Origin of the sequence: Pelomonas sp. Root1237 (genome assembly GCF_001425055.1) — a bacterium.
In the GTDB taxonomy this organism is placed as follows: Bacteria; Pseudomonadota; Gammaproteobacteria; order Burkholderiales; family Burkholderiaceae_C; genus Pelomonas.
The window spans coordinates 1-18,681 of sequence record NZ_LMDK01000018.1; the positions used below are offsets into that span (position 1 = coordinate 1).

The 18,681-nt window shown below is 68.5% G+C and carries 15 protein-coding genes; 5 read left to right on the plus strand and 10 right to left on the minus strand.

Annotated elements, in window-relative coordinates:
- The first annotated feature begins 286 nt into the window (after nt 1-286).
- Nucleotides 287-1,618, plus strand: a complete 1,332-nt coding sequence (locus tag ASC91_RS20825; protein ID WP_056201370.1) for an MBL fold metallo-hydrolase — start codon at nt 287-289, stop codon at nt 1,616-1,618.
- Between the two features lie 143 nt (nt 1,619-1,761).
- On the opposite strand, the gene rsgA is transcribed toward ASC91_RS20825, so the two are convergent.
- From rsgA to ASC91_RS20845, 4 genes are all read right to left on the minus strand, one after another.
- Nucleotides 1,762-2,832, minus strand: coding sequence for a ribosome small subunit-dependent GTPase A (rsgA, locus tag ASC91_RS20830; protein WP_056201371.1), 1,071 nt, complete (start codon nt 2,830-2,832; stop codon nt 1,762-1,764).
- Between the two features lie 322 nt (nt 2,833-3,154).
- Entirely contained in the window at nt 3,155-3,859 is a 705-nt protein-coding gene (locus tag ASC91_RS20835; RefSeq protein ID WP_056201374.1) for a general secretion pathway protein GspB, read from the minus strand.
- Nucleotides 3,860-3,885: 26 nt separating this feature from the next.
- The gene (locus ASC91_RS20840) at nt 3,886-5,550 is read right to left on the minus strand and encodes an ExeA family protein (RefSeq protein ID WP_056201377.1); all 1,665 of its coding nucleotides are present in this window, start codon (nt 5,548-5,550) and stop codon (nt 3,886-3,888) included.
- Nucleotides 5,551-5,655: 105 nt separating this feature from the next.
- Nucleotides 5,656-6,594, minus strand: a complete 939-nt coding sequence (locus ASC91_RS20845) for a MoxR family ATPase (protein WP_056201379.1) — start codon at nt 6,592-6,594, stop codon at nt 5,656-5,658.
- A 23-nt stretch (nt 6,595-6,617) separates the two neighbouring features.
- Here ASC91_RS20845 and ASC91_RS20850 point away from each other — a divergent pair, with 23 nt between their 5' ends.
- The gene (locus ASC91_RS20850; RefSeq protein ID WP_056201382.1) at nt 6,618-7,553 is read left to right on the plus strand and encodes a histone deacetylase family protein; all 936 of its coding nucleotides are present in this window, start codon (nt 6,618-6,620) and stop codon (nt 7,551-7,553) included.
- A gap of 121 nt (nt 7,554-7,674) precedes the next feature.
- A complete protein-coding gene (locus tag ASC91_RS20855; protein ID WP_056201386.1) occupies nt 7,675-8,985 on the plus strand; it encodes a mechanosensitive ion channel family protein in 1,311 nt (436 codons plus the stop codon).
- Here ASC91_RS20855 and ASC91_RS20860 read toward each other — a convergent pair.
- Genes ASC91_RS20860 through ASC91_RS20875 form a run of 4 tightly spaced genes read right to left on the minus strand, consistent with a single transcriptional unit; the run spans nt 8,982 to nt 12,916 of the window.
- Nucleotides 8,982-9,995: an NAD(P)-dependent alcohol dehydrogenase gene (locus tag ASC91_RS20860; protein WP_056201390.1), complete on the minus strand. Its 1,014-nt coding sequence runs from the start codon at nt 9,993-9,995 to the stop codon at nt 8,982-8,984. The genes ASC91_RS20855 and ASC91_RS20860 overlap by 4 nt on opposite strands.
- Nucleotides 9,996-10,018: 23 nt before the next feature.
- Nucleotides 10,019-10,864, minus strand: a complete 846-nt coding sequence (locus ASC91_RS20865; protein ID WP_056201393.1) for a PHB depolymerase family esterase — start codon at nt 10,862-10,864, stop codon at nt 10,019-10,021.
- Between the two features lie 16 nt (nt 10,865-10,880).
- Entirely contained in the window at nt 10,881-11,339 is a 459-nt protein-coding gene (locus ASC91_RS20870) for a GNAT family N-acetyltransferase (RefSeq protein ID WP_056201395.1), read from the minus strand.
- A 38-nt stretch (nt 11,340-11,377) separates the two neighbouring features.
- Complete coding sequence (locus ASC91_RS20875) at nt 11,378-12,916, minus strand: fumarate hydratase (protein WP_056201398.1); 1,539 nt, start codon at nt 12,914-12,916, stop codon at nt 11,378-11,380.
- A 111-nt stretch (nt 12,917-13,027) separates the two neighbouring features.
- Between ASC91_RS20875 and fumC the strand changes: the two genes are divergently transcribed.
- Entirely contained in the window at nt 13,028-14,416 is a 1,389-nt protein-coding gene (fumC, locus tag ASC91_RS20880; protein WP_056202430.1) for a class II fumarate hydratase, read from the plus strand.
- 8 nt (nt 14,417-14,424) lie between these two features.
- Here fumC and ASC91_RS20885 read toward each other — a convergent pair whose 3' ends face one another.
- Together ASC91_RS20885 and ASC91_RS20890 are read right to left on the minus strand one after the other, a co-directional pair.
- Nucleotides 14,425-15,045: a TIGR00645 family protein gene (locus tag ASC91_RS20885; protein ID WP_056201399.1), complete on the minus strand. Its 621-nt coding sequence runs from the start codon at nt 15,043-15,045 to the stop codon at nt 14,425-14,427.
- A 49-nt stretch (nt 15,046-15,094) separates the two neighbouring features.
- On the minus strand, nt 15,095-17,980 hold the full coding sequence (locus ASC91_RS20890) for a serine/threonine-protein kinase (protein ID WP_056201402.1): 2,886 nt from the start codon (nt 17,978-17,980) through the stop codon (nt 15,095-15,097).
- A gap of 85 nt (nt 17,981-18,065) precedes the next feature.
- On the opposite strand from ASC91_RS20890, the gene ASC91_RS20895 reads away from it, so the two are divergent.
- Nucleotides 18,066-18,656 (plus strand): ECF-type sigma factor, encoded by a 591-nt coding sequence (locus ASC91_RS20895; RefSeq protein WP_162247835.1) that lies wholly within the window; start codon nt 18,066-18,068, stop codon nt 18,654-18,656.
- The last annotated feature ends 25 nt before the right edge of the window (nt 18,657-18,681 follow it).

Below are 18,681 nucleotides of genomic sequence, written 5' to 3' on the forward strand. Positions count from 1 at the left end.
GGCAGCGGGCTCAGCAACTCGGCATGCAGATCGTGCCCGTGGCCCAGACCGCCTGAAACCTCTTTGCAGATCAACTATTTGGTGGGTGTTTCTTGAGAGGCGGGGTTCACTGCCAATTTCGCGGATCGGCCAGGAGCCGACGGTTGAAGTGGTTGCTTTCGGGGGGGCTAGCCGCGTCGAAGTGCGCATTGCCGAGGAATACACGCTGCCTATGAACACCCACGAAATGCCCGAATGACGTATCTGCGACGTCTGGAGATGGTTATCTGCCCCACTGGAGAATTTGATGAAGCACAAGCTGGTGAGCTGGGTGCCCTCTGCGGCTGTTGCGGTGATCTTCTCGTCGGTCGCCAACGCAGCGCCGCCGTCGGTGGAAATGACCTGGATGTCGATCGCCAATTGGTATTTCAAGGTCGGCGACAAGCGCATTGTCATGGACGGCTACATCTCCCGTCTGCCCGAAAACTTGTTCACGGCGTCTCCGGTCTACGCAAATGACGTGTATGCCTACACGAAGGAGCCGGCAGGCGTCGACGTCGCCTCCATCACCAGGGTGCGCGATGCAATGCTGGGGACTGACAAGCTCGATCTGCTTGTTGTCGGCCACAGTCATTGGGACCACAGTTGGGACACCCCCACGTGGGTGAAACTGACCGGCGCCCCGATGATTGGCGGCTCATCCACTTGCATGCAAGCCGCAGCACAAGGCGTAGCCGGGTCCCAATGCCGCAGCGTCAGCGGCGGCGAAAAGATCTCACTGGGCGACGGCATCACCATGCGTGTCGTTCGCTGGAACCACAGCGGCGACTCAAGCAATCCGATACAGCACTTTGCGCGAGAGCTGTATCGACCGCCGATTCCCGACCCGAAGTCCGGAGGCCTTCGCGCCGGCGTTGGAGAGGACTACCCCAACGGGGGCGGTAACAGGGCCTACCTGTTCACGGTGGACAGTCCCGAGGGCCAGCTCTCATTCTTCGTCAGCAATTCGGCAAGCGCGTTCGATCTGGACAAGGACATCGTGGTCGACGGTGTGAACTTCGGGCCACCTCTTGGCAACTTGGCCGCTGCAATGACGGATGCCGGACTCACTAAGGTCGACGCATGGATCGGCACAGGCGGAAAGCCGGTGGCGGAAATGGTTGTCCCGGTCATTCATCCGAAGACTTACCTGCCGAGCCACTGGGATGGACTGTTCAACGCTTTTTGGTCGGGCATGCCGTATCCATTCAAGGATGACGCACTCAAAGGGTATCTGGATGGCCAGAAGGTTTCGCTCGTGGCGCAAACGCAGTATTTCGACAAGTACATCCTGTCGTCGAACGGCGTCGTCACGGCTACAAATCACGACGTCAAGAACAAACTGGGATTTGCGGATACAAAGCGATTTAGTCAGCTACTGTTGGATGCCGTCACGCACGTTTCCTCCACCAGCGTCGGTGACGATTGTGGTGAAGGATTTCAGCCACCGAGCGACTGGGCGAAGACCTTTGCCGAATTGCGCCAGTTCGGACCGGGCCAGCACGCTGACGCCGTTGGCCTCACGCGAGGTGCCAGGCGAGACCATCCCTTCGATCCGACACGGCGCATGACTCGCGATTCGACGGCTATGTCCCACTAGCACGCGTGCCACCGCCGATGCAGACCAGAGCAGTCTGCGCAAATGATTGCGTTCTTCTCGGGTCGGAACACCTTCTAGCGATCGGAGGTCGTCATCTGCATGAGATGCTGGCATTGCCAAGCCGCTGTCTTGCTCGAGCCCCCTCAAGCCCTCTTCTCCCGCGCACGCTGGCTGCCCGCCTTGCCGATCTTCTTCCACTTGCTGCGCTGCGCTATGCGCTCCAGCGCCGTCTGCTCGCCGCGCTGGGCGTCGCGCATCAGCTTCTTGTAGTTGTCGAGCCGGTCCGCGTCGACGCGGGCGCGCACGGCGCAGCCGGGTTCGTTCTCGTGGCAGCAATCGCGGAACCGGCATTGCTGCGCGAGCGCCTGCACGTCCTCGAAGGTGGCGGCGAGCGTGCTGGCGTCAGCATCGGGCCGGAAGGTGCGCAGGCCCGGCGTGTCGATGATGCAGCCGCCTTGCACGCAGCGGTGCAGCGAGCGCGCCGTCGTCGTGTGGCGGCCGCGGCCGTCGCCCTGGCGCACGCCGCCCGTGGCCTGGCCGGCGTTGGCAAGCGTGTTGATGAGCGTGGACTTGCCGGCGCCCGAGGAGCCGAGCAGCACCAGCGTCTGGCCTGCATGCAGCCAAGGGCCGATCTCGGTGCTGGCCTGGCGCGTCAGCGCGTTGACCGGTAGCACCGGCACGGTCGCGGGCAGGCGGGCATACATCTCGGCGATGCGTGCCTGCGCTTGCGGCGCGATATCGAGCTTGGTGAGCACGACGACCGGCACCACGCCGCAGGCGCGCACCATCGCAATGTAGCGCTCCATGCGGCGCGCGTTGAAGTCGGCGTCCAGCCCCATCACGAGCAGCGCCGCGTCGACGTTGCTCGCGAGCGGCTGGCGGCGCCCGTCGTTGGCGCGGCGTGCGATCTGCGTGACGGGCTCGACCCGGTCGGCGATCCAGGCCTGGCCGTGCGCGTCGATGTGAACGCCGACCCAGTCGCCGATGGTCAGCTGTTGAACCTGGGCCTGCAGCTGCTGCACCAGCCGGGGCAGCGCGCGAGCAAACAGCTCGGTGTGGCCGTCATGCAGCGTGAAGCAGTCGCGCTGCGCCTCCACCACGCGGGCCAGGCGCAGGCCGGGTTCGTCATGGGGTTGAGGAAGTTGTACCGCACGGCTCGCGATGGCGGGGGTGAGCCCGAGGGCGTGCAGCGTCTCGAAATCGAATTCGATCATGGGAGTCCATTGAAAGTGGGCTTCGTCCGCGCACGGTGGCGCGGAGCAACAGGTGGGAAGCCGGCCGCGCTGTTGCGGCGATCAATGGACCCGCGGTGGACGCGAGGTCAGTCCGAACGCGAGTTCGAACTCAGTGGTGCTGGGCGCTCAGGCAGCCGGCAGGAGGAGGGCGACACGATCTGCTTGTTCCATGGTCTTCTCCTTTGCGGGCTGATTGATGAAGGCCGCCAGTCTGCCTGTGGCGTGCGGTACGCGTCAATGGCGATGCATGGTGCTGCAGGCATGCTGTTGCTTTGCCAGCGACGTGGCGGCCTCGGTGCCCCTACACCGGTTGTCGGTAGCGGTGGCCCCTGAACCTGAACACCAGCTCGCGCGGGCGGATCAGCTCCAGCACGTGGTCGGGGCCCAGTTGGGCGCCTTCGCGCAGCACCTCGCCATTGATCATCGCGAAGCGGCCGCGCGGGTCGTCGGAGTAGACGGAGCCGCTGACGACGATGCGGGGCACGTCGCGGCGGATGGCTTCGGGCAGCTCGGCCAGGCGGGGGATGGGAGCTTCGGCGGCTGGGGTGGGAGCTGGGGCGGGCGGTGCAGCAGGGACGGGGGCAGGCACGGCGACAGCCACGGGTGCGGGCGTGGCCTCGCTGACGGGACGGGGCGCCGGTGCTGTGGTCACCGCGACCGGCGGTGGCACGAGTGGCAGGTAGGGCGAGGCGGACGCGGTGGGCTGTGGCGTTGGCGCGGCGGGTGGCGCGGGCACAGCCACTGGCGCCGCGGTGGCCACCGGGGTGGGCGTTGGCGGCGAAACCGGCGGGGTCGCGTCCTGCGGGCCGCTTGCCCACCAACTGCCGGCGCCGATGCCAGCCAGCAGCAGCAGGCCGCCGCCGGCCCAGGGCAGCCAGCGGCGTGGGCCGGCGGCGCGGGCGGCGTCGCTGGTGGATACCGCTTGGGTGTTCAGGCCCGGCACCTGGCCGCGCTCGCGTTCGCGATCGGCTTCGGCACGGCGCAGGGCGTCGAGGATGTAGGACATGGCGTTAGGTCTTGCGATTCTCGCGTTCAGCGCGCCACGTCCAGGCGCGGCTCGGCTATACCGGCAGCTCGGTTGACCTGCATCAGGGTGATGGGGCCGACGCGGCCATCGGGTTGCAAACCCTGGCTGGCCTGGAAGGCCTGCACCTGGCGGCTCAGCTCGGGCCAGCCGGGCGCGGGTGCGGAGGCCGGCGCGGACGGCGCGCTACCCGGCACGCTGGCGAGCTGTGTGGCCAGCCAGTTGCGCAGGGGAACGATGTTCTCGGCCCGCTCTGCATAGCCCGGTGGCACGCGCCAGAAGGTCGTGAACTCGCCGCGCCAGGCGCCGGCCAGCTCGGGCAGCGTGACGCGGCGGGGCGTGCCGTCCACGACCAGCGTGGCGTGCTGCGCGCCCAGCGCCACCAGCGCGGCCAGGGCCGCCGGGTGGCCGGGGCGCTGCAGGGTCAGCAGCACGGGGCGGTCGATTAGGCGGATGAGCGAGAGGCTGCCGCTGCCGCTGCGGTAGCACTGCAGGCCGCGCTGCGCGGCCACGGTGCAGGGGTCGGCCTTGTCCGGCAGCGGCAGGCCCCAGCGCTGGGCGAGGGCCGCCCAGGCGTCGGCGTCCTGCGGCTTCCAGTCGGCGAGCGTCAGCAGTTCGGGGGCTGGCTCGGCGCGGCTGGCCGCGGAGGCGGGTTGCGAAGCCGCACTCGCAGCCGCTGCCGCAGCAGATGCCGCACTGGCAGCCGCAGCCATGCCCTCCGCTCTGGCCTTCTGCAGGCGCCCGTCCATGGTGGCCTGCTGCGCCCGCCAGGCCAGCCAGCCGCCCACGATGGCCGCGGCCAGCAGGGCCACGCCAATGCCCGCCGCGACGGGCCTGCGCCTGGGCACGGGCGGCGCGGCCTGCTCGTCGAACATCTCGCGCGCAGCCTGGCGCACTATTGTTCGCGTGACCTGCGCCTGGCCGCTGGCATAGCCACCCAGCAGCGCGCGGTCGCAGAGCAGGTTGATGCGGCGCGGCACGCCGCGGGTGAGCTGGTGGATGAGGCGCAGCCCCTTGCGGTCGAAGGGCAGCGCGCCGGTGAGGCCGGCCACGTTCAGGCGGTGGCGGATGTACTGCGCCGTCTCGGCCTCGGACAGCGCGCCCAGGTGAAAGCGCGCGATCACGCGCTGCGCCAGCTGCTCCAGCTCCGGCCGGGCCAGCATGCCGCGGAGCTCGGGTTGGCCGATCAGCACCACCTGGAGCAGCTTGCGCTCACTGGTTTCCAGATTGGTCAGCAGGCGCAATTGCTCCAGCACGTCGGCCGAGAGGTTCTGCGCCTCATCGATGATCAGCACGTTGTTGCGCCCGGCCGCGTGCTGCGCCAGCAGGAAGGCGTTCAGCGGGTCGACGTAGTCCTTCACCGTCCGCGCGCCCGCCGGCACCACGACATGGAATTCGTCGCAGATCGCCTGCAGCAGCTCAGGGACGGTGAGCTTGGGGTTGAAGATGTAGGCGACGTTGCAGTTCGCCGGGATCTGCTCCAGGAAGCAGCGGCAGACGGTGGTCTTGCCGGCGCCGATTTCGCCGGTGAGCAGCACGAAGCCGCCGCCCCCGTCCAGCCCATACAGCAGATGGGCCAGCGCCTCGCGGTGGCGCTCGCTCATGAACAGGTAATGCGGGTCCGGCGCGATCGAGAACGGCGCTTGTTTCAAGCCGAAGAAGGGCACGTACATGGGGCGGCAGGATAACCATCCCGCCGATCTGCCCGGTCCTAACCCGTCCGGCCAACCGCGACGTGCCGGCTGCGCAGGAGCGCCAGGCCGGCAATCAGCGCCAAGCTAGGGGAGGGCGATGGCTTCGATCATCGCCCGCACCTGCTCGCGAGCGCCGCGGCCCGCGCCGGCGCGAGGCTGCAGGCGGTGGGCGATGGTTTGCGGCAGGATGGCCTGCACGTCGTCGGGCGACACATAGTCGCGCCCCTGCAGCAGGGCCCGGGCGCGGGAGGCTCGCAGCACGGCAAGGCCGGCGCGCGGCGACAGGCCTTCCACGAACCATTGGCCCGAGCGTGTGGCCGCAATCAGTGCCTGCAGGTAGTCCAGCAGCGGCGGCGCGGCGTGGATGGCCTTGACGGCGGCTTGCGCCTGGATCAGCTCCGCCGGCGTCATGAGGGCGCCCAGCGACCGCAGTTGCTCGCGGCTGTCCTTCCCGGTCAGCAGCTCGCGCTCGGCGGCGGCGTCGGGGTAGCCAAGGGAAATACACATCAGGAAGCGGTCCAGCTGCGACTCTGGCAGCGGGAAAGTGCCGAGCTGCTCGCTGGGGTTCTGCGTGGCGATGACGAAGAAGGGCTCGGGCAGCGGGTGGCTGATGCCCTCGATGCTGACCTGGTGCTCCTCCATGGCCTCCAGCAACGCGCTCTGGGTCTTGGGGCCGGCGCGGTTGATCTCGTCGGCCAGCAGCACCTGAGCGAACACCGGGCCGGGGTGGAAGGCGAAGCCGTTCTTCTCGCGCTCGTAGACGCTGACACCCAGCAGGTCGCTGGGCAGCAGGTCGGCCGTGAACTGCAGGCGCGAGAACTTCAGCCCCAGGGAAATGGCCAGCGCATGGGCCAGCGTCGTCTTGCCGACGCCGGGCAGGTCCTCGATCAGCAGGTGGCCGCCGGCGATCAGGCAGGCCAGGGAATCGGCGATCTGCGCCGGCTTGCCCTTGATGACCGTGCTAATCTGGTTTTGCAGTGCCAGCAGTTGCGCTGCCAGCGTTCGTGATGGAGCTTGCGTCATGAGGCTGGACCATATCAAGAGACATGCCTACCGCCTACTTCAACCCTCCCGAATGCCGCCGCCACGACATGGGCGAAGGCCATCCCGAATGCCCGGAGCGGCTGGCCGCCATCGACGACTGGCTGATCGCCTCGGGCCTGGGCCAGGCGCTCGAGTACTTCGACGCCCGGCCGGTGGACCTCAAGGACGTGGAGCTGGCTCACACCCACGGCTATGTCGCCGAGATCGGCGCCCTGCTGCGGGCCTGCGCCGAGACGGGCGAACGTTGCGCGGTCGACCCTGACACCTCGGCCAACGCGCATACCTGGACCGCTGCCCTGCACGCCGCGGGTGCGGCCGTGCAGGCGACCGACCTCGTCATCGATGGCCGTGCCGACAATGCTTTCTGCTCGGTGCGCCCGCCCGGCCACCATGCCACGCGCGACCAGAGCATGGGGTTTTGCTTCTTCAACAACGTTGCCATCGCCGCCCGACACGCGCTGGACCGGCGCGGCCTCAAGCGCGTGGCCATCGTCGACTTCGACGTCCACCATGGCAACGGCACCGAGGACATCATTGCCGGCGACGACCGCGTGCTGATGGTCAGCCTGTTCCAGCATCCGCTCTACCCCTACAGCGGTGCCGTCCCCAAGGGTACCAACATGGTCAACGTACCGCTGCCGGCCTACACGCGTGGCGGCGAGGTGCGCGAGATCATCGAGGCCATGTGGCTGCCGGCCCTGGAGCGCTTCAAGCCGCAGATGATCTTCATCTCCGCCGGCTTCGACGCCCACCGCGACGACGATCTCGGCCAGTTGGGCCTCGTCGAGGCCGACTACGAATGGATCACCCAGAAGATCAAGGCCGTGGCCGACCGTCATGCGCAAGGCCGTATCGTGTCGGTCCTGGAGGGCGGCTATAACCTGCACGCCCTCGCGCGCAGCGTGGGCGTCCATTTGCGCGTATTGGCTGATTTGTGAACTTTGCGGGACAGACCGCCCGAGCGAAGCGAGTAGCTCTGTCCCCAACTAAGCTGAGAATTTTGCGGGACAGACCGCCCGAGCGCAGCGAGTAGCTCTGTCCCCAACTGACTAAAACCGTATGCACCAACCTTTGAGCCTGGCCGAACTCCAGGCCTTGCTGACCCGTGTCTTCAGCGCCGACGCGCTGGCCGAATGGGGCCTGCTATTCGGCTGCCTGGCTCTGGCAGGGTTGCTGAGTTGGGCGCTGTCGCGCGCCGTCACCCGGCGCGAGAACAGCGTGCTGTTCGGCGATCGCGTCATCGACGGCACGCTTTTCCCGCTGTTCGCCCTGGCCCTGGCCTTTGGTGCGCGCCGCCTGCTGCCGCTGTACGGGCTGGCACCGGCCTTGTTCAAGCTGGCGCTGCCGGTGCTGGTGTCGCTGGCCGCCATCCGCCTCATCGCCCGCGTGCTGCGCGCCGCCTGGCCCAATTCGACCGCCTTCAAGGCCTTGGAGAAGCTGGGCTCCTGGCTGGTGTGGATCGGCGCGGTGCTGTGGATCACCGGGCTGTGGCCCGTGCTGATGGACGAGCTGGACGACATCGGCTGGAAATTCGGCACCGTCAAGCTGACGCTGCGCAACCTCATCGAGGGCGGGTTGACGGCCACGCTGGTGCTGGTCGTTGCGCTGTGGATCTCGTCGGCCATCGAGGCCCAGCTGCTGCGCCGCGAGTCACTGGACCTGTCCATGCGCAAGATCGCGTCCAACGCGATCCGCTCGCTGCTGCTCTTCATCGGCCTGCTGTTCGCGCTGTCGGCCGCGGGCATCGACCTGACGGCCCTGGGCGTGCTGGGTGGGGCGCTCGGCGTCGGCCTGGGCTTTGGCCTGCAGAAGCTGGCGGCGAATTACGTGAGCGGCTTTGTCATCCTGGCCGAGCGGAGCTTGCGCATCGGCGACATGGTCAAGGTCGACGGCTTCGAGGGCCGCGTGACCGACATCAAGACGCGTTACACGGTGATCCGGTCGCTCGGCGGCAAGGAAGCCATCGTGCCCAACGAGATCCTGATCACGCAGCGGGTCGAGAACTCGTCGCTGGCCGACCCGCGCGTGCTGCTGTCGACGGTGGTGCAGGTGGACTACGACTGCGACGTCGACAACGTCATGCAGGCCATCACCAAAGCCGTCACCGAAGTCCCGCGCGTGTTGAGCGACCCGGGGCCATCGGTGCAGCTGAGCCGCTTTGCCGACAGCGGCCTGGAGCTGAGCGTGTTCTTCTGGATCATGGACCCCGAGAACGGCAGCGGCGGCGTGCGCTCGGACGTCAACCTGGCCGTGCTGCACACGCTGCAGCGCCTGGGCGTGGACATTCCCTACCCGCAGCAGGTGCAGCGCCAGCCGAAGTCGGCGACCACGGCCACGTCGCCGGAGGCACCTGCACCGACTGGCGACTAGAAATCGGCGTCCAACACCACGCGGTAGCGCGCCTTGCCTGAGCGCAGGTGATCCAGTGCGTCGTTGACGCGGCTCATCGGGAAACGTTCCACCTGCGGCAGGATCTGATGCCGTGCCGAGAAGTCCAGCATGGTCTTCAGGACGGAGGGCGGCGGTGTGGGTGAGGCCGACAGGCTCTTCTGCCAGCTCAGCAGGCCGCCACTCTTCAATGCCATCGCGTCGGTGACGACGCCGACCAGATGCATGCGGCCCTTGGGTGCCAGCGTGGCCAGCAGTGCGTCCCAGTTCAATGCGGCGCCCACGGTGATGAGCAGGAAGTCCAGGCTGCCGGCGGCGGCTTTCAGCTCGGCCTTGTCGACGCTGGACAGCGTCTTGTGCGCGCCCAGTGCGAGGGCTTCGTCGCGCTTGGAGGGCGACGACGTGAAGGCCGTGACCTCGCAGCCCCAGGCACGTGCGAACTTGACGGCCAGGTGACCCAGGCCGCCGATGCCGACGACGCCGACGCGGTCGGTCGGCTTGATGGCATGCAGCACAAAGGGCAGGAAGACCGTACCGCCGCCGCACATCAGCGGGCCGGCGGCGGCAGGGTCGAGCGCATCGGGCAGCGGGACGGCCCAGCTCCAGTGGGCGCGCAGCCGGTCCGCGAATCCGCCATGGCGGCCGATCAGCGTCGGCTGGCGCTTGCCGCACAGATGCTGCTCGCCGCCGAGGCAGAAATTGCAATGCGTGCAGCTACTGGCATGCCAGCCCACACCGACGCGCTGGCCGATCTGCCGGCCCTTGGCATGAGCGCCCAGCGCCGTGACGCGGCCAATGACCTCGTGGCCGGGCACCACGGGGTAGGCGGCCGGGAACCACTCGCTGTCGATCATGGCCAGGTCGGAGTGGCAGATGCCGCAGTGCTCGACGGTGACTTCGACGTCCTCGTCGCCCAGCGGGCCGGGGTCGTAGTCGAAGGGTTGCAGGGCGCCGCCGGGGGCGAGGGCGGCGTAGGCGCGGATGTTGGACATGCGAGTCTCCTGTTGTGTTCGACCTACTGGAGCGGGTGAGCCTTGAAGAACTGCCAGATCGTGTCGGTTGCATCGACCTCGGTATGGGGCCAGATGTGGCCCATGCCGTCGATGCGCAGCAGCCTGACCTCTGAGTTGCCCGTGCAGCCCGCGTAGCGGATGGTCTGGAGCGCTCCGGGCTGGGCGTCCTGGACGAGTTTGGGCTGGCAACGGTTGTGGGCGGCCCATCCGGCCAGGGCCTCCGGCACGCTTTCCACCCACTCGGGGCCGCGGTCGGCATGACCTTCGTAGGAGTTGGTCGAGTCCGCCAGGCCGTGCACGGTGAGCACCGGCACGGCGCGGCCCGCGCAGGGGCCGAACCAGCGCAGCCCGCCGACCGGTGCGATGGCTGCGATGCGGTGGTTCAGGCGGCAGCCGAGCAGAGAGGACATGCGCCCGCCGCCTGAGAAGCCGGTCGAATAGACCCGCTTCGGGTCGATGCAGACCTGGGCGGCAATGTGGTCGATGACATCGGACACGTACTGCACATCGTCGGCGCGGGTGCTGGCCACCGGCACATTCCAGCGCGAGTCTTCCGCCTGCAGTGTGGCGACAGCGAAGCCCTCTCGCGCCGCCAGTGTCTCGAAGCCGCTTTCCCTGGCGCGCCCCGCGGTCTTGCCGCCCGTGCCGTGCAGGTCGAAGACCAGCGGGAGCTGGCTGCGGCCCGCGACGGCAGGCGGCACGAAGAGTCGATAAGTCCGCGTGCGGCCACCCGAGGTCAGCTCGCGCATCTCGCCGGCGACCGGCGTCAGGGCGCAGGTCTGTGCCCTGGCGGGCGGCGAGAGGGTGTACAGCGCCAGCAGGACGGCGGCGACGAAAAACAGGCGCACTTGAAGTCCTCCGAGGTCAGGCGACGTCTTGGGCGTAGACGATGAAGCCCATGTGATGCGCAACCTTGTCGTACAGCGCGCGGCCCGTGGCGTTGGTGGTGTGCGTCTGCCAGTAGACGCGCTTGATGCCCGCCTCGCGGGCCGCCGCATACACGGCCTCGATCAGGGCGCGGCCCACGCCGCGGCCACGCGCCTCAGGTGTCGTGAACAGGTCCTGCAGATAGCAGGTCAGCTCGACGCGCGTCGTGCTGCGGTGGTAGAGGTAGTGCACGAGGCCGAGCAGGGCGCCGCTGTCATCCTCGGTGACGAGGGCGTGGACGGGTTCGGTGGCGTCGAAGAAGCGCGCCCAGGTGGTCTCGGTGACCTCAGCGGGCAGTGCGGTCTCGCCGGCACGGCCGTAGAAGGCGTTGTAGCCGTCCCAGAGGGGCTGCCAGGCGGCGCGGTCGGTGGGCTGGAGGGGGCGGACTTGGGTCATATCGGGTGGTCAAGGTTGACCACCCGATTGTGTAGGCGTCAGGCCGAGGCGACCGGGATGCCGACGGCCTTGCCCGAGGCGATACGCTGCTTCCACTCCGCCGGGCCGGTGATGTGGGCGCTGGTGCCGGTGGCGTCGACCGCCACGGTGACGGGCATGTCCACCACGTCGAACTCGTAGATGGCTTCCATGCCGAGGTCCTCGAAGCCGACGACCTTGGCGCCCTTGATCGCTTTGCTGACCAGGTAGGCCGAACCGCCGACCGCCATCAGGTAGGCGCTCTTGTGGTTCTTGATGGACTCGATGGCGACCGGCCCGCGTTCGGCCTTGCCGACCATGGCGATGAGGCCGGTCTTGGCCAGCATCATGTCGGTGAACTTGTCCATGCGCGTGGCGGTGGTCGGGCCGGCTGGGCCGACGACTTCGTCGCGCACCGGGTCCACGGGGCCCACGTAATAGATCGCGCGGTTGGTGAAGTCCACCGGCAGCGGCTCACCCTTGGCCAGCATGTCCTGGATGCGCTTGTGGGCGGCGTCGCGGCCGGTCAGCATCTTGCCGTTCAGCAGCAACGTCTCGCCGGCCTTCCAGGTGGCCACCTCGGCCGGCGTCAGCGTGTTGAGGTCGACGCGCCTGCTCTTGTTGTAGTCCGGCGCCCACTTCACGTCGGGCCACAGGTCCAGGCTGGGCGGCTCGAGGTAGGTCGGGCCGCTGCCGTCCAGCACGAAGTGGGCGTGGCGGGTGGCCGCGCAGTTCGGGATCATCGCGATGGGCTTGCTGGCCGCATGCGTCGGGAAGGTCTTGATCTTCACGTCCAGCACGGTGGTCAGGCCGCCCAGGCCCTGCGCACCGATGCCCAAGGCGTTGACCTTCTCGTACAGCTCGATGCGCATCTCTTCGAGCTTGTTCTGCGGGCCGCGCTGCAGCAGCTCGTACATGTCGATGTCTTCCATCAGCGCCTGCTTGGCCAGCAGGGCGGCCTTCTCGGCCGTGCCGCCGACGCCGATGCCCAGCATGCCGGGCGGGCACCAGCCGGCGCCCATGGTCGGCACGGTCTTCAGCACCCAGTCGACGATGTCGTCGCTGGGGTTGAGCATGTAGACCTTGCTCTTGTTCTCACTGCCACCGCCCTTGGCCGCGACGATGACGTCGATGGTGTTGCCGGGCACCAGCTCCATCTGCACGACGGCGGGCGTGTTGTCCTTGGTGTTCTTGCGCGCAAAGATGGGGTCGTCCAGCACGCTGGCGCGCAGCTTGTTGTCCGGGTTCAGATAACCCTGGCGCACGCCTTCATTGATGGCGTCCTCGATGCTGCCGCTGAAGCCTTCCCAGCGCACATCCATGCCGATCTTCAGGAAGACATTGACGATGCCGGTGTCCTGGCAGATGGGCCGGCGGCCTTCAGCGCACATGCGGCTGTTGGTCAGGATCTGGGCGATGGCGTCCTTGGCCGCGGGCGACGCTTCGCTCTCGTAGGCGCGGGCCAGGTGGGCGATGTAGTCGGCCGGGTGGTAGTAGCTGATGTACTGCAGGGCGGCAGCAACGCTGTCGATGAGGTCTTGCTGGCGGATCGTGGTCATTTGGAGGGCGGACAAGCTTGGGGGCGGCCGGAATTATCGGTGGCCGCAAAGATGAGAAGGGTTCTCATCCTGGCTATGCTGAAAGCCAACCCCGCCTTCGTGAGAATCGTCATGAGCAGAACCCGCATCGAGCACGACACCTTCGGCCCCATCGAGGTGCCGGCCGACAGGCTGTGGGGCGCGCAGACGCAGCGCTCGCTGCAGAACTTCGACATCTCCGGCGAACGCCAGGCGCCCGAGCTGATTCGAGCGCTGGCCAAGGTGAAGCGAGCGTCGGCCGTCGTGAACCGTGGGCTGGGGCTGCAGGACCAGGCCAAGACCGAGGCCATCGTGGCCGCGGCCGACGAGGTCATTGGTGGCCTGCATGCTGACGAGTTCCCGTTGGTGGTCTGGCAGACGGGCTCGGGCACGCAGACGAACATGAACGTCAACGAGGTGCTGGCCAACCGCGCCAGCGAGCTGCTGGGCGGCGAGCGGGGCGAGGGGCGGCTGGTGCATCCCAATGACGACGTGAACCGCAGCCAGAGCAGCAACGACGTCTTCCCGACCGCCATGCATGTTGCCGCCGTGCAGGCCTTGCAGGAGCGCCTGCTGCCGCCGCTGCGCGCGCTGCGCACGACGCTGCAGCAGAAGGCCGAGGCCTTTGACGACATCGTCAAGATCGGCCGCACCCATCTGCAGGACGCGACGCCGCTGACGCTGGGGCAGGAGATCTCGGGCTGGGTGGCGCAGCTGAACCACGGCGAGCGGCATGTGCTGGCGGCGTTGCCGCATCTGTACGAGCTGGCTTTGGGCGGCACGGCGGTGGGCACCGGGCTGAACGCGCCCAAGGGCTATGCCGAGCAGGTCGCCGCGGAGCTGGCGCGACTGACGGGCCATGACTTCGTCACGGCACCGAACAAGTTCGAGGCCATGGCCTCCTGCGACGCCCTCGTCCACGCCCACGGCGCGCTGAAGACGCTGGCGGCCAGCCTGACCAAGATCGCCAACGACGTGCGCTGGCTGGCCAGCGGCCCGCGCAGCGGCATTGGCGAGATCAGCATCCCGGAGAACGAGCCGGGCTCGTCCATCATGCCCGGCAAGGTCAACCCGACCCAGAGCGAGGCGGTGACCATGCTGGCCGCCCAGGTCATGGGCAACGACGTGGCCATCAACATCGGCGGCGCGTCGGGCAACTTCGAGCTGAACGTCTTTCGCCCGATGGTCATCCACAACTTCCTGCAGAGCGCACGCCTGCTGGCCGATGGCATGGCCAGCTTCAACAGGCACTGTGCCGTCGGCATCGAGCCCAATGAGGGGCGCATTGCCGAGTTGGTGGCGCGCTCACTGATGTTGGTGACGGCGCTCAACACGCATATCGGCTACGACAAGGCCGCCCAGATCGCCAAGAAGGCGCACAAGGAAGGCAGCAGCCTGCGCGAGGCGGCGCTGGCGCTGGGCCATGTGACGGCCGAGCAGTTCGACGCCTGGGTGGTGCCGGGGCAGATGGTCGGCCGCTGACTGACGCTCTAGTGCTTCTCGCCGTGGGGCGGCTGCGGCAACAGCCGGTCCGTGAAGGCGATGGCCATGGCCGACAGCAGGAAGGCGACGTGGATGATGGTCTGGTACATCAGCGTCTTCTCGGCGTAGTTGTCGGCGTTGATGAAGGTCTTCAGCAGGTGGATGGAGCTGATGCCGATGATGGCCGTGGCCAGCTTGACCTTCAGCACCGAGGCATTCACGTGGCTCAGCCACTCGGGCTGGTCGGGGTGGCCGTCGAGGTCCATGCGCGACACGAAGGTCTCGTAGCCGCCGACGATGACCATGATCAGCAGGTTGGAGATCATCACCACGTCGATCAGCCCCAGCACGACCAGCATCAGGATCGTCTCGTTGAGTTTGGCGATCGGCTCATAGCCGACAACCAGGCCGGCGGCGTCCTTGATGGTGGCGCTCTTGTAGCCAATGCTCTTGACCAGGATTTCAAGCGCATGCTGGTCGCCGAACGCCGCCTCGATCAGGTGCACCAGCTCGGTCCAGAACTGGAAGACGTAGACGGCCTGCGCCAGGATCAGGCCCAGGTAGAGGGGCAGTTGCAGCCAGCGGCTGGCGAAGATCAGGCGGGGCAGGGGGCGCAGCGGGGCTGTCATGGAAGTCCGGGGTCGGCGAAGAACGCGCGGATTCTAGGGACAGGCCGTGTCAGCGGCGCTGCAGTGCGATGTCGAGCTTTTGCAGCGGCAGTTTGGAATACGCCGCCACATCGGGCTGAGCCTTGAAGGCCTGGCGCGCCTGGGCTGCCAGAGCGAGCGCACCAGGGCGGTCGCCTGCGGCCAGGGCGCACAGGCCCGCCTGGGCGCGCAACCAGGCGGGCCGGGGTGAGTTCGGGTTGCGGTCACGCAGGAGGGCCTCGGCCTGGGCGACGAGCTTGTCGCGCCCGGCCCCGGCGCGGCCCTGGATGCAGTCCAGCTGGGCAGCGACGGCCTCGCTGGTGAAGCGCTCGGGTGGCAGGTCAGGCGTGGACCCGGGCGACAGGCCCTGCACGGCGGCCGCGGCTTCGGCCGGTCGACCCAGGTCGAGCAGGATCTGGGCTTTGACCCAGGCCAACATGGCGCGCGAGGCCGGTGTAGGCGACGCGGCCTCCAGCTTGAGCAGGCCTTCCTGAGCATCCCCCGCTGCCGTCAGCCACAGCGCGAAGCGCGCCAGGTCACCGGGCTGGTCCAGCGGCCGCATCTGCCCATCGCGGATGAGCTTCTGCCAGTAGTCGCCCACCTCGTGGCCTTGGGTGAATATGGCGCCCACGGCGGCGGCAAAGATGTCGGATGCGGTCCATTGCAGGCGCTGCCAGTACCGGGGCGGCCGGCCTTCCGAGGATGCCGGAAAGCTGGAATGCAGAAAGGTCCACGCCGACTGGATATCGCCGTGGATGTAGGCCAGGCGGCTGCGCGCCAGGTTCAGGCGCAGTTGCAGGGCTTGCGGTGGCTCCGGCTGGACTTCGATCAGGGCCGCGGCCGAGTCGGCGGCCTGCTGGGCATCCGCATGGCGGGCCAGGCCCGCCTGGTAGCGGGCCAGCGCAAATTCGGTCTGGATGACGCGGGCCTCGATGACCGCCTGGCCGCCGCGTGCATTCAGGTTGCGCACGACGGCGTCGATGAACGGCGCCGCGGCCTGTGCGCGCCCATGTTCGATCAGGCTCTGCGCGGCGAGAGATCGCAGCCGATGCACGAGCGGCGATGCGTCCCCGTGCGCGCTGAGCGCCAGCGCGACGCTGCGCTCCAGATGGGCGTCGGCCTCGGTGGGCTGGTCTGCCCGCTCCGCCATCTCGGCGCGCAGCACCTGCGTGCGAGCCGGCGCCGTCGAGCTGGCGGGCTGTGCCGGCAGCATGGGCTCAACCTCCTGCAGCGCGGCCTGCGCCGCCTTTGCACGGCCGGCGGACCAGGCAGCCTGCGCCATCGAGGCCAGCGCCTCGGCGCGCAGCAAGGGATCACCGCCTGCCAGCTTCAGCGCCTCTTGCGCGGCAGCATCGGCCTCGGCCCAGCGGCTGGCCGCCAGCCAGGCCTCCGCGGCCAGCAGCCGTGCCGCCGCCAGCGCCTGCCGGCCGGCGTCCGCGCGTTGCAGGGCTTCGACCTGGCGCTGCGCATGATCGGCGGCCAGGTCGGGCCGGTCCATCTCCAGGAAGAGGCGTGCGATCGCGCCCAGCAAGTCGGCCTGCAGCTCGGGCTCTTCCGGGAAGCGCTGCTGGACCAGCGCGGCGCTGTCGGCCAGCGTCAGCTCGGGCGTGGGGCGGCGCGAATCCGTGCGGGCAAAGAAGGCAGCCTGGTCGGCTCGCAGCAAGGCCGCGGTGAAACTGGTCATGACGCGCTGGCGCTGTGCCGCCAGCTCGGCGCGCTGGGCCTGGCGCAGCGCAATGCCGCCGCCCAGCGCCAGCGCGGCGATGACGACCGCCGACGTGCCGAAGGCAAGCCTGTGGCGGCGCAGCGTGCGGCCGAGGCGGTGCCAAGTGCTGTCGGGCTGGGCCAGCACCGCCTCGCCGCGCAGGTGGCGCTCCACGTCCTGGGCGAAGGCGTCGACGCTGGCATAACGCTCGGCCGGGTCGCGCCGCAGCGCCCTGGCCAGGATGGCGTCGATGTCACCGCGCAGCGCGCGGGCCGTCGCGGTGTCAGTGCAGCGGATGCTGGCGCGCTCGGGCTCATCGACAAGTACCGCTGCTTCCCAGGCAGCGCGGCTGTCGCGAGCAAGGCGATACGGCGTGTGGCCGGTCAACAGTTCGAAGGCCAGCACGCCCAAGCTGTAGACGTCGGTGGACACGGTGACCGGCGCGTCGCGCAACTGCTCCGGCGAGGCGTAGTGGGGCGTCAGATGGCGCTCCGACGCCAGCGTGAGGCCGGCGCCAACGGCAGCCTCGGACAGCAACTTGGCGATGCCGAAGTCCAGCAAATGGGCCTGGCCGTCGGGCGTCACCAGCACGTTGGAAGGCTTGATGTCGCGGTGCACGACCAACCGCCCGTGGGCATAGCCGACGGCGCGCATGACCTGCAACAGCAGCGTCAGGCGCGCGTCCACGCTCAAGGCCTGCTCGCGACACCAGGCGTCGATGGGTTGGCCGACCACCAGTTCCAGCGCGAGATACGGCCAGCCGCGCGTGTCGATGCCGGCGTCGTAGAGGCGGGCGATGTTGGGGTGCTCCAGCATCGCGCCGATGTCCCGCTCCTGGGCCATCAGCCGTGCCAGCCCCTCGCCCCAGGTCAGCCGCGGCAGCTTGAGCGCCACCTCGCGCCGGTAGCTGCCGTCCGCCCGCTCGGCCCGCCACACACTGCCCATGCCGCCGCGGCCGATCTCTTCCAGCAGCCGGTAGGGGCCGATGCGGTCGCCGGCGTGTACGGCGGCGGGGTCCTCGCCCTCCCAGGCGCCCAGGCGCGGCAGTGTCAGCTCGCCGGGCGGGTTCGCCAGCATGTCGCGCAGCGCCGCCACGAGGTGTGCGGCGTCCGGCGGCAGGGCTGCCAGCCAGGCTTCATGGCTTTCGGGCGCCAGCGCCTGGGCCTGGTCGAGCAGTCGGCTCAGCCGGCTCATGTCCGCCGGGGTCAGCATCGTTGGGCTCTTTTCATTGGGTTCGCACACTAGGTCAGACGCAAGCGCATCGCCAGGGCGGACATCCCCAGTAAGGATGATGTCCGTGGCGGCAGTGCGCTGGCACCATGCGCCCGTGCCAGACGATGCCATCGAAACCCTGATCGAACAGGTCAATGCCGGTAGCGCCGGCGCCCAGGACCGGCTCTTCGCTGCCGCTTACGACGAACTGCGCAAGTTGGCCCGCTCCCGCCTGCGCGACGGCGGGCGCAACACCGTGCTCGACACCACAGTGCTGGTGCATGAGAGCTATCTGCGCTTTCTGGGCAGCGGCCGGCTGCGGCCGGACAGCCGGCGCGCCTTCTTCGCCTATGCCTCACAGGTGATGCGCTCCGTCATCATCGACGCGGTGCGCGAGCGCCAGGCCCAGCGCCGTGGCAGTGGTCTGGCTCACCTGACGCTGGACACCCACATCGCCGACAGCACGCCGGCCGGCGAAGACGAGGTGCTGAAGGTGCACGAGGCCCTGGAGGCCCTGGCCGCGGCCGAGCCGCGCCTGGCCAAGGTGGTGGAGATGCGCTATTTCGGCGGCTACAACGACCTCGAGATCGCCGAGGCGCTGCAGCTCACCGACCGCACGGTGCGCCGTGACTGGGACAAGGCGCGGCTGCTGCTGGGAGTGCTGCTGGGCCAGTGAGCGGGCCGGGCGGCGGCGGTCTTGT

Coding starts and splice junctions, on each gene's coding strand:
- ASC91_RS20870 (WP_056201395.1), bottom strand. CDS start 11,339: ATGACCCAAGTCCGCCCCCTCCAGCCCACCGACCGCGCCGCCTGGCAG.
- ASC91_RS20860 (WP_056201390.1), bottom strand. CDS start 9,995: ATGTCCAACATCCGCGCCTACGCCGCCCTCGCCCCCGGCGGCGCCCTG.
- ASC91_RS20835 (WP_056201374.1), bottom strand. CDS start 3,859: ATGTCCTACATCCTCGACGCCCTGCGCCGTGCCGAAGCCGATCGCGAA.
- fumC (WP_056202430.1), top strand. CDS start 13,028: ATGAGCAGAACCCGCATCGAGCACGACACCTTCGGCCCCATCGAGGTG.
- ASC91_RS20885 (WP_056201399.1), bottom strand. CDS start 15,045: ATGACAGCCCCGCTGCGCCCCCTGCCCCGCCTGATCTTCGCCAGCCGC.
- ASC91_RS20840 (WP_056201377.1), bottom strand. CDS start 5,550: ATGTACGTGCCCTTCTTCGGCTTGAAACAAGCGCCGTTCTCGATCGCG.
- ASC91_RS20890 (WP_056201402.1), bottom strand. CDS start 17,980: ATGCTGACCCCGGCGGACATGAGCCGGCTGAGCCGACTGCTCGACCAG.
- ASC91_RS20875 (WP_056201398.1), bottom strand. CDS start 12,916: ATGACCACGATCCGCCAGCAAGACCTCATCGACAGCGTTGCTGCCGCC.
- ASC91_RS20845 (WP_056201379.1), bottom strand. CDS start 6,594: ATGACGCAAGCTCCATCACGAACGCTGGCAGCGCAACTGCTGGCACTG.
- ASC91_RS20850 (WP_056201382.1), top strand. CDS start 6,618: ATGCCTACCGCCTACTTCAACCCTCCCGAATGCCGCCGCCACGACATG.
- ASC91_RS20825 (WP_056201370.1), top strand. CDS start 287: ATGAAGCACAAGCTGGTGAGCTGGGTGCCCTCTGCGGCTGTTGCGGTG.
- rsgA (WP_056201371.1), bottom strand. CDS start 2,832: ATGATCGAATTCGATTTCGAGACGCTGCACGCCCTCGGGCTCACCCCC.
- ASC91_RS20855 (WP_056201386.1), top strand. CDS start 7,675: ATGCACCAACCTTTGAGCCTGGCCGAACTCCAGGCCTTGCTGACCCGT.